Here is a 12,770-nt window from a genome sequence, read left to right as displayed (position 1 = left end):
AGCAGAACAGATATGATCGGCTCTCCGTTCACCTCTCATTCGGTCGATGATGGCCCGGCAAACCCGCCACGTCGTGATATGCTGTCACTCGTGACAGGTGCTACGGTTGCTACGGGCATCTGCGCCATGGCCTGGCCCTTTCTCGACAGTCTTGTCCCGCCCGAGAATGCTGCGGCACACGCTCCGGTCGACGTCGATCTCTCGACGCTTGCGCCGGGTCAGCAGATTGTTGTCGTGTGGCAAGCTAACCCGCTCTTCATTACGCGCCGCACGCCGGAGTCTCTTGATCTGCTGAAATCACCGGCCCTGCGGGCAAAGCTCCGTGACCCGGACTCAAAGGTTCTTCAGCAACCGGACTATGCGGCCAACTGGCATCGTTCTCTGGTCCCCGAATACGGATTTCTGGTGGGTGTCTGCACCCATCTGGGTTGTGTCCCGACATACGGGGCCGGTAATGCCAGCGCAGGTCAGCGTGGCTATGCGTGTCCGTGCCACGGGTCGAAATTCGATATCGCCGGACGTGTATTCGCTGGCGTGCCTGCTCCGTATAATCTTCCCGTGCCCCCGCACCGGATGCTCTCTCCCACCCGTGTGCGTATCGGTGAGAGCCCGGCGGGCCAGTCATTCGATTTCAGCAGTATTGTGCAGATCTGATTTCCATCTGCCGGGCTGGACGCTGCTGTCCGGCTGCGGCACATCAGTTCCACGATTATTTTCCGGCTGAATATGGATCTGCCCCGGTCGGCCATAGGCAGCTGTTCAGGCAAGGATGTCTCATATGCGCAAGGCTCTTCTCTCCGCAGCCGTGCTTCTGGCGGTGACCGGCTTCAGTCTCTCGCCCTCTGCTGCAGCTGATACAGAATCTTCCTCCGGACAGGAGACGACGATCTATTCTGCTTCGGCTATAGCAGGAACGTGGTCATCAATGGGCATGCCGCCAGTGGTCATCACAGCCAATCGCGCGGCCGGTCCGGCGAGCCGCCTGCTGCTGCATCTTCCAAAAAATCTCCAGAAGACCGGTAAGGCCGATCTTGCACTCGGTCATACGACGGACAACACATGGGCGGTCACAGATGGCAAGGTGACCGTCAGTTTTACGATGACCTCGGAGAATTTCGGTGTGCTGAAGATAGTCGGAGACACACCCGAGCATCGCCTTGAGCTGCCGCTTTCCCGCCTCTGAGGCAATGCGTTCACATCACTTACGATGGCATACGAGTAAACTGGCGCTTCGCGAAAAAGGCCGGCAAACTGATAATATACGGTTGTCAGTCTTCTATCTGAACCGGCAGGGCTGATCGGTCGTGGGCGTCTCATCCGTCTGAATGACCATCAGCTCGACAGGATCGTCTCCGACATTCCCGGCAAAATGCCCGATATGACCACGGGCGTCTTTCCTGCTTTTCTGGTCTTCTCCCAGTGACACGTCGCCCGGCCCCATGATGACCTTTTTGCCATCCATAGCTGTGACATACCACGACCCTTTCAGAGGAATAATCCACTGAACCTTCGGGTCGGGATGCCACGATCCGTCCCAGTGAGCCGGCTGCACGGTAAAAATTACCTGAGACGGACCTGCCTTCAGGCGGTCCTGCCATTGCGGTCCGGCAGGTTTTGACATCGTTTTAAGATCAAAGTTCTGAACGGGACAGTGTGTCATGTGGCTGACACCGTCATGATCCGTCCAGTTATGCCAGTACCACATTGTCGGATGTGACGGCGTGCTGTCAGCCCGGGCAATTCCGAAAAGACAGGGGAAAACCACCGCTGCAAAAAAGAACCTGGACCTCCGCATTACGAAATCTCCCGCCGGGGTGGTTCATAACGCTTTTCCGGCGAAACGGCATCGAAGCGCTCCCGGCTCGGTGTTGCGAGTAACTCAATAATCATGCCCCATGGGGTCCGCCCGTAACAAAACAGATTTCCCGGGCCATCTTCCAGAAAAGGCTGCTCCTGAGGCTCTGTCAGCAATACACCGCCAGCTTCCACGAAGCGCCGGCATCCTGTTTCGATGTCGTCGATATAAACCGCAAAATGCTGCAACCCGAAATCACATGGACGCAAGGCCGGGCGCTGATCCGGTCCGTGCATTTCAAATAATTCAATACCCGGCCCATGCCCCAGCGCCATCATGCACATCTCGCGTACCACCGTTCCCGGAACAAGCCCGAGAGTCTTCTCGGTTTTCGGACCTTTTTGCGCATGGTCAGGTGTAACATTGCGATAAAGCGGCACAGCATCAAAGGCCTGCTCAAGAAAGTGAACAGCTTCTTCAATCTCAGGAACGGTGACGCCGACATGATCTATCCCGCGAGGCAGGCCGGAGTGATCGTCCGGAACATTTGTCGTCAAGGCAAAGTCCTCCCTTTCAGAAAAACAACAGCCTGACATGCAGCGGGTTCCACATTCAGAGCATCATCCGGCTCCGATTATCATGATGGCCTGTCTGGCCGATGTTTTCAGGCCTTGTCTTTTTCCAGCAATGCCGCTGTCCGGGCCAGTACGGTCTGTTCGTTGAAGCGGCTCAGAGCATGGGCGCGCGCCTGTGTGCCCATGACGTGACGGAGGTCGGGGTTTCTGACAAGGCGTGTGAGGGCACGGGCCAGCGGTGCGGTTTCGCCGGAGGGAACGAGGAGACCGGTTTCTTCAGGGACCACCTGTTCGCGAGGGCCTCTGATACTGGTGGCGACGACGGGAAGGCCGGTCATCATGGCTTCGATGATGGACATGGGCAGCCCTTCGAAGTGACTTGGCAGGGTGAAAATGTCGGCAGCGGCGAGAAGTGCGGGGATGTCTGTCCGGTAGCCCAGGAAGCGGAGGCGGCTGCCGAGCGTCTTTTGCGCACGGTCGAAGACGGGAGTGAGAGATTCGCCATGGTCGCTGGTCAGACGTTCGCCAACGATCCAGAGGTCTGTGTCGGGAACGGCCTCCATGGCGACAAGAAGCTCCGGATAACCTTTGTGACGTACAAGACGTGAGACCGCGATGATGACGGTGCGGTCTTCAGGGATGTTGAATTCGGCGCGGATGCGGGTGCGTGCGGCAGGGTCAGGCATGAAAATGCGTGGATCGCGGCCGTTGCCAATGGCATGGGGGTGCGGGTGGATGTGGAGCCGCCGCGCATCGGCGGCTTCTTCGCGGGAGACAGTGAGATAGGTGCTGGTGATGTGACCGGCGATCCATTCCAGGACGAGGGCAGTGAGACGGCGCAGACCGGAGCCGGGCTGGTTGAAGAGGAAGCCGTGGCAGGTATAGGCGATATGCGGGACACCGCAGAGTTTTGCGGCAAAGCGGGCGAGCAGACCGCTGATCGGCATGTGAGCATGGACAAGGTCAGGGCGTTCACGGCGAATGAGACGAACGAGCGCGAGGAAAGCACGGGCCTGTGCGATAGGTGAGAAGGAGCGGGCCATCGGAACGGTGACGACGCTGAAGCCTTCGTCCCGAACGTCTCTGATGAGCGGGCCATCGGCGCACACGCCTGTAACCTCGTGGCCGCGCTCACGGAGTTCACGCATCAGGGGCAGGAGAAAATGCCGCAAGGAAAAATCGACGTTGGTGATTTCGAGGATTTTCATACCGGAAATCCGCTTCTACAGGCCCCGGTCGTGTGCGGAGTGTTGTCAGCCATCCAGACGGGTAAAGGCCCAGCGGATGGCGCTGGCGAAAACCGGTGGTTCAGGTGCGGGCTCTTCAGAATGAAGGGCGCTCGTATCATGTTCCGGTGTATCGGTCCGGGTCTCCGAGACTGTTTCCGAATGCTGAGAGACCTCAGCCCGCAGTGTTTCAGGCGTGTCTGCGTGATCGGCGTCCGTCTCTGTTGAGCGTTCGTCCTGTTCAGGCTGGGATATGCTGTTTTCTGTTTCAGCAGATGGCAATGTATCGCCGTATATCTCACTTTCCAGGCTGCTTTGCGCGGCTTTTTCTGTTTCCGCTGCCAGTTCGGCAGGACGCACGACGATCTGCAGCGTAGAAACCGGTCGCGGGCCACCGAACCAGACGCTTTCCTCAATCGATGAATAGCCATCACTTCTGAAGCACCACATTTCTTCCTGGGTGTGGAGAAGAATGTCGGTATCTTCCAGCTCAACCTTGACGTCCGGATGCAGATGGAAACGCAGAAGAAATTCCGGTAGCGGGCCGGCGCAATCAAGCCGGTCTTCGCCGCGCAGATCCGTGCCTTCCTGACTTAAATAGAGGCGACGATGATAAGTCGTAACCCCTGTCTGCCGGTAACAGTCTGAACTGAGTTCGATCAGGTGGTCGGCACCCAGCACTTCATGCCGGCTGGTGACGGTGGGGCGGGTTTTGATATGGTCGTTTTCATCCCATTGCACGGGCGGGCAGACAGGGATGGACAGGACGGAATGAGCCGGCGCGTCGCGCAGGACACCGCGCCACGCTGGCAGGCCGCTGGCTCCGCAGTTCACGACAATCCTGGAGCGGCCCGAGGACAGTTCCATGGACAGCAGCCCGCCATGAGCGAGCGCGTCGAAGCCAGGCGGCGCTGGCGGACCGCCATCGGCAAACAGCACTGTGTTGCCTGAAGCGGCACGGATGAAACGTCCGTCCGGCATGCCGCGGGCAAGGACATGACCGCGAGGCAGGGCACGTGCGATAACCTGGTCGATCAGGGCCGGTTCATGTGGTGCCGCACCGTTGAACAGAGCGAGGTGGCCGTCGCCATGACGGAAGGCGCGCAGTACGGGGGCCATGCGGTCAAGCGCGGCTGCGAGAGCGGTCGGCATGGGAATCCGGGCTGTTTGCAGCATGAGCCGCATTTCGGCCAGTTCTCGCAGGACAAGGAACTGGGCTTCGGGACTGCGGGATGCGTGGCAGCCGTCAGCAAGAATCTGGCAGTCCAGCTCAGGATCGATCAGCCGCATATAACGGGCGAGGAATCCTGTCTGACCGGGAAGTGCAATCGCGGCGGCGAGCAGGCCTTTCAGGGCGCGCAGCGAGGTCCAGTCGTGTCGCCCGGTCGGCATCAGAGCCATGATGGTCCGCGCTTCGAGTGCGATATGCACCATCAGGTTGTGGCGGAAAGTGTCGTCTGCGGAGGCAGCGAAAAAATCGTAGTGCGACAGCCAGGAAGCGATGCGCGCACCGGTGATGGCGGGGTCGCGCAGGGCCGTGTCGCTCATTGGCTGACCGGTCCATGTGGCAACCATGGAGCGCGCTTTGGCCCGGGCTGATTCGGAGCCGAGTTCCCGCAGGTCCCGGAGCCATTCAAAGCCTTGAAACCAGCTAACAAACGGGACAGGCCAGTTCGGCTCGGACCAGTGCAAATAAGATAAAATACGGGTAACGCCACCATGGGTCGCAGACCCCTGAACGATCAGTTCGCCGTTGGCGGCATTGCCGGGCCATGGGTCCCGCACCGTGCACGCAGGAACGTCGGGGATGGACCGCGCTCCTCCAAAGGGACCGAGCAGAGCAAGGGACAGGCGCATGTCGCGCAGCCAGCGGCGTACACTCATATGTGAACGTCTTGTCGCAATAGACAGTGGCAGTTTTTAGTCACGGCGTCTGACCGGCTCCGCGCAGGCCATGAATGGCGGCGGAGTAATCCGCTGCGCCGTAGACTGCGCTGCCCGCGATCAGGACATCCGCGCCTGCTGTAACAGCGAGCGGGGCAGTTTCGGCGTCGATGCCACCATCCACAGCAAGGCGGATATCATGGCCGCTGGCGTCGATCATTTCCCTCAGACGTGCAATTTTCGCGATCTGGCTGGTCAGAAATTTCTGACCGCCAAAGCCCGGATTGACGGTCATCACCAGAATGATGTCGACCATATCGAGAACCTGCGAGAGCTGCTCGGGGGGGGTGGCGGGACAGAGGGAAACGCCGGATTTTACGCCCAGAGCACGGATGCGCTGGAGAGAGCGATGCAGATGGGGGCCTGCTTCAGCGTGGACGGTGATGTGATCCGCCCCGGCTTTCGCAAAATCTTCAAGATAAGGATCGCAGGGTTCGATCATCAGATGAACATCGAACGGAAGAGACGAGCAGGGCCTCAAAGCTTTGACCACAGCGGGGCCGAAGGAGATATTTGGAACGAAATGACCGTCCATGACATCCAGATGGATCCAGTTCGCGCCGGCATTTTCAATGGCGGTCACTTCCTCACCGAGGCGGGCGAAGTTGGCGGCCAGAACACTCGGCGCGATGATGAGGGAGGCGGGATTCGTCATAACTCCGTTATCGGTAATCACCGGTTCCTGCGCAACCACCTGATGAAACTCTTTTTTACGAAATGGACGGGGATGGTTTGTCCGGAAGCCGGCCGGGATAAGAGCGGGTCCCTGGGCTCCTGATCAGCAAACTCGCCGCAGAACATGGAGTTCCGGCAACGATCTCTTATGAGGCCGGAATCTGCCGGTATCCGAATGCTTTTCCGGGCGTTGTAGCTCTGCCCGACGAAAAGCGTCGGGCCGGGTTAATCCGGCCCGAGGGAACGGCCGCAGCCCGAACCTGGAGATAGGTCATGTCTGATTCAAACAGGGGGGTCGTGTATCTTGGCCCCGAACATGTGGAAGTGCAGCGGATTGACGATCCTGAAATGGTGACGCCGGAAGGCAGAAAGATCGAACACGGTGTCATTCTCAAAGTCGTTTCCACCAATATCTGCGGTTCTGACCAGCATATGGTGCGAGGTCGGACGACGGCTCCGGCCGGTCTGGTTCTTGGTCACGAAATTACCGGCGAAGTTATTGAAACGGGTTCGGATGTCGAGATGGTTCGGAAGGGCGATCTTGTTTCCGTCCCCTTCAATGTTGCCTGTGGCCGGTGCCGGTGCTGTCGTGAGCAGCACACGGGCGTCTGCCTGACGGTCAATTCAGGTCGTGCCGGTGGTGCTTATGGCTATGTGGATATGGGTGGCTGGGTCGGCGGCCAGGCGCGCTATGTCATGGTACCCTACGCCGATTTCAATCTCCTCCGTTTTCCCGATAAGGCGCAGGCGTTTGAACGTATCCGCGATCTCACAATGCTTACCGACATTCTTCCGACCGGTTTTCATGGTGCGATCAATGCTAAAGTTGGCGTCGGATCGACTGTTTATATCGCTGGCGCCGGTCCTGTTGGCATGGCCGCCGCGGCTTCCGCCCGGATTCTCGGGGCGGCTGTGGTCATGATCGGGGATTTTAATGCCGAGCGTCTGGCCCATGCGAAAAGCGTTGGTTTTGAGCCTGTAGATCTTACGGGTCATGACAGGCTCGGAGATCTCATCGAGCAGATCATTGGCGTTCCCGAAGTCGATAGTTTTATTGATGCTGTCGGCTTTGAGGCTCGTGGTTACGATGGCAGGGAGCAGCCCGCCGTTATTCTGAACCAGGCAATGGAAGTGACCCGTCCGGCTGGTGCAATCGGCGTGCCCGGTCTTTATGTGACAGAAGATCCTGGAGCGCCGGGGGCAGATGCACAGAAAGGCAATCTCACTTTAAAACTTGGTCAGGGCTGGGCAAAAAGTCAGTCTATCCACACAGGGCAGACGCCTGTGCTGCGTTATAACCGGCAGCTTATGCAGGCTATTCTGCACGGTCGGCTGCCTATTGCCGAGATCGTCAATGCAACAGTGATCAGTCTGGAGGATGCGCCGCAGGGCTATCGTGATTTTGACAAAGGGGCGCCTCGTAAATTCGTTCTTGACCCGCATGGCCTGCTGAAAACAGCTGCATGAAATGTTTTTTGTAAGCTCATGGCCGGAGATGTCATGGGCTTACGTCATATCGCCGTTCGTAGCGGTTGTTCTGGAATCCGGTTTTCCGAAATCACCGGGTTACCGTCAGGTTTGTCTGAATTTGTAAGAAATCCAGGTTGCTGGATTAAGAAATTCTATCGTTATGGTAGCTGTCAGCATCCCGCAGTGAGGTTTTCACATTGTGTCAGGGCTGATTTTTAGAAGAGCAGATTAAATTCCAGCAGGGCGCATCTTCTCGTAATGATAAGTTTTAACCGAACCGGAATACAATCTGCCCTGATCTGTTTAGTCCTTTTTCTCCGGGAGCGCTTATGGGCCAGTCGCACAGTTCCCGAACAAGAGAAAGGACGTCTGCCCGGGAAGCCGATAGTCCCTCGATATGTGCGGGTGCGACGTAACGCCGGAGTGCAGTGACTTCCCGCAGGTATGGAATCTGTTGTTGCAAGGGAGCCATGCGGCATAGAGCGACGGCATGGATAACGGGATGGGATTGCTGCCAGACGGGTATGTCAATCCCGCGCAGATTTGTATTGCGCGATCCGAAGATGAGACCGGTTTCGATCCCGGGCAGAATTACGGCATCCAGAGGGAAATATTTGTCGGTGCCGGTACTGATCAGAGTGATGGCAGGGGCGGCAGGGAGACGGAAGATAGTTGCTTGTTCGCCGGAGAGACGGGATTCGCCGGAGTGGATCATTCGGGCGGTAAGAGGCGAGGGAACCCGGAAGAAGCGGCGTTCAAAGAGTTCGCGCTGGTACCAGCAGAGGTGGCTTTCCTGCAGTGTGCACTGCTTCTGTGTAATGTAGCGGATGAGAGTTTCGAGTTTCGGCGCATATTCCAGCATGTCGCGCCAGAGTGCGCGCCCTGCCGGGGTGTCGATATGTTCGGAGGCGCACCCGCTGGCTTCGGTCATGTCTGAAATGGCGTTGCCGGTCATCATGGTGACGTTCTCAGGATGCTTTCACAAAGCGGGCGGCAAAAAAGCCATCCATGCCACCGCGATCCGGCCACATGCCGGGGTGGGTGCGTAACCAGCCTTCCGGGGTGAGGGCTTCCGGAAGATCGGCAAGCTCGTTCGGTCGGATCGGATCGGATTTCAGGCCGTATTTTTCAGCGGCCCGGACGCGATCGGGGCCTTCTTCCTGTTGAAGGGAGCAGACCGCGTAGACGAGGCGCCCTCCCGGTTTCAGCATCCGGGCGGCAGCGACGAGAAGAGAATCCTGAGCTTCGTTCAGAGCTGCGAGATCGCGGGGCCGTTTGATCCAGAGGGCGTCGGGATGACGTCTTGCCGTGCCGGTGGCGGAGCAGGGGGCATCAAGGAGGACGGCGTCCAGTGGCGCGTCAGGCTGCCAGGTAGCGGCATCGGTGCAGACGGTGGTGACGTCGAGCCTGAGGCGTTCCATGTTTTGTTTCAGACGTTCAAGGCGGTTCGGGTCGCGTTCGAGGGCTGTGACCCGGGCTCCTGTGATGGCGAGCTGAGCAGTTTTTCCGCCTGGTGCGGCGCAGAGATCGGCGACGTGTTCGCCGGATTTAACGGCGAGGAGACGGGCCGGGAGGGTCGCGGCAGCGTCCTGAACCCAGAAGTCGCCTTCCATGAAGCCGGGAAGTTCTGTCACGCGGGTTCCGGCCGGAAGACGGATGGAGCCGGTCGGCAGAACTTCGCCGCCTTCGGGCGCTGCTACGCCTGGACGGAGGGTGAGGTCCAGAGCGGCTTCATGTGACAAAGCGCGCGCGATGGCACGAGCTACGCCGGGGCCAAGGGTTTTCCAGGAAGACCAGAGCCAGGGGGGAATGTTGAGACGGTCCTGATCGAGTCCTTCGAGCAGGCCAGCGCCACCGGCTGCGACTTTGCGCATGACTGCGTTGGAGAGGCCGGCAAACGGCGTGAGGCCGCGACGGCGCATCAGGTCGACTGTGGTGCCGACGGCGGCGTGGGGTGGAGTCTCCAGGAAGAGGAGCTGCGCCGCGCCGAGCAGCAGGGCAGCACGGACGGGCTCGGGCGGTTCTTTACGCAGGAAAGGTTCCAGCACGGCGGAAAGGGTGCCGAGGTGACGCAAGGCTGCGGCAGCCAGCCGATGGGCGGCGGCGCGGTCACGCGGGTCCGCAGTTTTTGCATCGGGAGAACGGGAAAGGGTGGTCTCCAGCATCCGGCGGTTTTCGATCACGCCGCGGAGAATATCGAAGGCAATGTCGCGCGTCGGGTCCGGGCTTGTAACGGGGGCGGGGCGGCTGCCTTTCCGGTTACGGTTTTTTGGTGATCCTGCGTTATGGCCCCGAGCGGGACGTTTCGGCTTCTGTGATTCGCTTGACGGAATGTTCATCGTTCCCGGTCTGAATGTGCTTTGGCGAGGACATGACACGTCATTCGTCCTGATGCCAAGCCCGTTTTGGCATGACCGCGTTTCGATATTGGCAGACAGGATAGCACGGCACCTATGGAGAGCGTTCTTGAATCGCAGAAAATTCAGACGGCATCAATAACGCCGGCTCTCTCCATCTTTCTTCCGACGACCAGTCCCCTCTTCGGCGGGCTGATGCTGCGGGTTCATCCGGTGCGGCCGGCAGAGCTTCTTCTGCCCAATCCGCTCGGAGCCGGAGTGCTGGTTGCGCCGCCGGACCGGCTCGATGATTTCGGGTTCGTTCCTTCTGCCTTTGACAGAGTGATGATCCGTCGGAGTATCGCTCTGAAGCCGGCGCGGGTGAATGATGTTCGGGACAATGTCCTGGCTGTTGCGCTTTCGGGGTTTGCCGGTCGTGAGGCACGGGTCATTGCCCGGGAAACCGGGGCAATTGAAGCGTGCCGCCAGCATACGTTGCGTAACCAGATTGCCACGACATTTTTTCGTCGCGGAGCCGCTTCAGACCTTCCGGACTGGCTCGTCAGTGCGCTGATTCAGACCGGTCTGAATCCGCTGCATGCGGTATCGGTTTTTCGTCGTCCTTCTGGTCCGAAGAGCGGTGCAGGCGGACAGGAGCGGGTGACTGCTCTGGCTGCCCGGGTTCCGCCCAGGCTTGCGCTGTTGCGGAAGGTAATCGGCGGCCTGCCGGAAATCCTGCCGGGAGATTACAACGGCAGCAGCGCGGGGCGATGTGTCCGGCTCGCTGAACATGCGCTGAGTCAGATTGAGGGGTTTTATGCGGGCGTGGCTGATTATCTGCTTACGCCGGGGCGTCTTACCGGCCTGATCCCGGCACGTAATCCGTTCGCCGCTGAACTGGGGATACTTGCCGGCTGGGTTCGTTTTTGTCTGATGGCACAGGAGATCCGGCATGCGCCCTGTCGGGCACATGCCGTCGCGGATCTTGCTGCTCTTGCACAGGTTCTTGGTCATAAAAACAGCGCCGGCAAGTATGATGCGCCAGGTGTTGGAGCAGTGCGTCCAGTGTTGTCCGGCTGGCCGCGGGAAATCGATTACGTGACATATCTTTCAGAACGAAATGAACGGATGCTCCGAACGGAAATCGCCCTGGACGCAAGGATAGTCTGACGTGCTTTCTGCATCATTTCTCACCGACGTTTCGGATTCTGATCGGGCTATCTCTGTCGCAGGTCCGGGCACGGCGCCTGTCGATCTGCTGTTCCGGCCACTCTGGCCGCTTATTGTCCCCACGACGCAATGGCGCGGTTCGCTAAAAGAAGCGAGGGCGCATATCCCTGATACACTGACCACACCGCTGACGATCTGGATTCTCGATTGCTGCCCGGATGCCGATCTGGTCATGCGGCTCATTGCATCGGGTGACGGTGGCACGCTTCCAGACCGCGATCCTCTTGCCGAACCGGAATGGGCTGATCCTGTGCAGCGTGCCGGTGAGCTGCTCCGGGCTCGCGCTGCGGATGTGCTGTCACGCCCGGTGCCGGCTCCTGTTCTGGAGGAAATGGCGGATACGGCGGGAATGAAAACCAGTGAGATCTGTGGTTTGCTGCCGTCGCTGGCGGTCATTTTTGCGGAGGCTTCGCTACTGCTTCCCAGAGGAAGCAGTCCGGTGCCGACTGTTGTCGACCGGGATGAACTGTTAACGACGCTGACCCGGATTGCTCGTGCCGGACTGACGGCCTGGGCATTTGCGATGCCGCTCCTGCTGGCGTCACGTAACGAAATCGACGTTGTTCTGCCGGCTGCCCGTGCTGTTGCTTTGTCATTTGCGGAAAAAGGACGCTATGTCGGCGTTTGCGACGATGCGCTGGCTGAGATTTTTCCGCTTTTTGAAGCGCGGTGCGAGACGGTTGTGAGAGAGCTTCAGGGAGAGGTCGCGCTTTCGCGTAAAACACGACGGACCACGCTCTGGCTTGATGTGCCGGATCTGGCCACTGTTCTCTCGCTGGTGAATTTCGCGAACCGCTGTTCTGTTCATATGCTTGCGGCTGCGAAGCTGAAAACAGCTGCGGCACGGGCCAGCCGTTTGCAATTCGATCTTGTCACCGCAGAGGATCTGCTGGTCAGCTGGCCGCGTTCATCCTGGCCGGATTCTCTGATGGTGGCATTTGAGCGCGGTAATCGGCGGCTGCGTAATCTTGCGACGATCGGAGGCGCTCTCTCCCGTCCGGCGGATTACCGGGCAGGCCCTGAACGGATGGCGGCTTATTTTCTGGAAGATACTCATCTGGGGTTGTCGCTGGTGGAGCGGATGCGAACGGCGGAGTCTCTGGTGGACAGCTCACAGCCATCATCGCTGCTGAGTGACTATCTTGCGATGTTGCCCCCGCCGGCCGATGAGCGTCCGACGGAGCGGCGTAAACGTCGGGACGCATCTGTTGGGCTGCAACCCTGGCAGCACCTCTGATCTGTTCCTTGACAGCAACCACTCGAAATAGAGATAAGCCGTTTTGACGGTGCCCCGCGATGCGGGGTCAAAAGGGAATGCAGAACAGACGGAGACGTCTGAAGCTGCAGCTGTCCCCGCAACTGTAAGCGATACACCGACGTAACGCCGGACATGATGGTCCGGGGCCACTGGGATAAGCACTGTTCCCGGGAAGGCTATGCGCGGAGACAGATCGTAAGCCAGGAAACCTGCCGTCGATATTGGTTGCGACCAGGAAGCGTTGGACGGGGTGTTCCGACG

Annotated in this window: 12 protein-coding genes and 1 riboswitch; of the genes, 5 read left to right on the top strand and 7 right to left on the bottom strand. The window is 59.1% G+C overall.

The window, feature by feature from the left end; translation table 11 throughout:
- Positions 1–12 precede the first annotated feature (12 nt).
- Entirely contained in the window at positions 13–654 is a 642-nt protein-coding gene (gene petA, locus GOB90_RS10705; protein WP_146887626.1) for a ubiquinol-cytochrome c reductase iron-sulfur subunit, read from the top strand.
- 124 nt (positions 655–778) lie between these two features.
- Complete coding sequence (locus GOB90_RS10700) at positions 779–1,183, top strand: hypothetical protein (protein ID WP_146887624.1); 405 nt, start codon at positions 779–781, stop codon at positions 1,181–1,183.
- A 93-nt stretch (positions 1,184–1,276) separates the two neighbouring features.
- On the opposite strand, the gene GOB90_RS10695 is transcribed toward GOB90_RS10700, so the two are convergent.
- From GOB90_RS10695 to rpe, 5 genes are all read right to left on the bottom strand, one after another.
- Complete coding sequence (locus tag GOB90_RS10695; RefSeq protein ID WP_146887622.1) at positions 1,277–1,795, bottom strand: cupin domain-containing protein; 519 nt, start codon at positions 1,793–1,795, stop codon at positions 1,277–1,279.
- Positions 1,795–2,352 carry a VOC family protein gene (locus tag GOB90_RS10690; protein ID WP_242011943.1) on the bottom strand — a complete coding sequence of 186 codons (558 nt, stop codon included), beginning with the start codon at positions 2,350–2,352 and terminating at the stop codon, positions 1,795–1,797. The genes GOB90_RS10695 and GOB90_RS10690 overlap by 1 nt, the downstream gene beginning before the upstream one ends.
- Positions 2,353–2,459: 107 nt before the next feature.
- Positions 2,460–3,578: a glycosyltransferase family 4 protein gene (locus GOB90_RS10685; RefSeq protein WP_146887618.1), complete on the bottom strand. Its 1,119-nt coding sequence runs from the start codon at positions 3,576–3,578 to the stop codon at positions 2,460–2,462.
- A 45-nt stretch (positions 3,579–3,623) separates the two neighbouring features.
- A complete protein-coding gene (locus GOB90_RS10680; protein WP_146887616.1) occupies positions 3,624–5,480 on the bottom strand; it encodes a heparinase II/III family protein in 1,857 nt (618 codons plus the stop codon).
- Between the two features lie 40 nt (positions 5,481–5,520).
- A complete protein-coding gene (gene rpe / locus GOB90_RS10675) occupies positions 5,521–6,195 on the bottom strand; it encodes a ribulose-phosphate 3-epimerase (RefSeq protein ID WP_146887614.1) in 675 nt (224 codons plus the stop codon).
- A gap of 293 nt (positions 6,196–6,488) precedes the next feature.
- Between rpe and fdhA the strand changes: the two genes are divergently transcribed.
- Positions 6,489–7,682 (top strand): formaldehyde dehydrogenase, glutathione-independent, encoded by a 1,194-nt coding sequence (gene fdhA / locus GOB90_RS10670; RefSeq protein WP_146887612.1) that lies wholly within the window; start codon positions 6,489–6,491, stop codon positions 7,680–7,682.
- A gap of 271 nt (positions 7,683–7,953) precedes the next feature.
- On the opposite strand, the gene GOB90_RS10665 is transcribed toward fdhA, so the two are convergent.
- Both GOB90_RS10665 and GOB90_RS10660 read right to left on the bottom strand, forming a co-directional pair.
- A complete protein-coding gene (locus GOB90_RS10665; RefSeq protein ID WP_146887610.1) occupies positions 7,954–8,643 on the bottom strand; it encodes a hypothetical protein in 690 nt (229 codons plus the stop codon).
- 10 nt (positions 8,644–8,653) lie between these two features.
- On the bottom strand, positions 8,654–10,024 hold the full coding sequence (locus tag GOB90_RS10660; protein WP_146887608.1) for an RsmB/NOP family class I SAM-dependent RNA methyltransferase: 1,371 nt from the start codon (positions 10,022–10,024) through the stop codon (positions 8,654–8,656).
- 114 nt (positions 10,025–10,138) lie between these two features.
- On the opposite strand from GOB90_RS10660, the gene GOB90_RS10655 reads away from it, so the two are divergent.
- Together GOB90_RS10655 and GOB90_RS10650 are read left to right on the top strand one after the other, a co-directional pair.
- Positions 10,139–11,191, top strand: coding sequence for a hypothetical protein (locus GOB90_RS10655; RefSeq protein ID WP_146887606.1), 1,053 nt, complete (start codon positions 10,139–10,141; stop codon positions 11,189–11,191).
- A gap of 1 nt (position 11,192) precedes the next feature.
- Positions 11,193–12,488 (top strand): hypothetical protein, encoded by a 1,296-nt coding sequence (locus tag GOB90_RS10650; RefSeq protein ID WP_146887604.1) that lies wholly within the window; start codon positions 11,193–11,195, stop codon positions 12,486–12,488.
- A 30-nt stretch (positions 12,489–12,518) separates the two neighbouring features.
- Positions 12,519–12,740, top strand: a riboswitch (cobalamin riboswitch).
- The last annotated feature ends 30 nt before the right edge of the window (positions 12,741–12,770 follow it).

The sequence above is a fragment of the Acetobacter oeni genome (assembly GCF_011516825.1).
Taxonomy (GTDB): Bacteria; Pseudomonadota; Alphaproteobacteria; order Acetobacterales; family Acetobacteraceae; genus Acetobacter; species Acetobacter oeni.
Note: the sequence above shows the minus strand (reverse complement) of the source record. Positions and strands in the feature narration are given on the sequence as shown.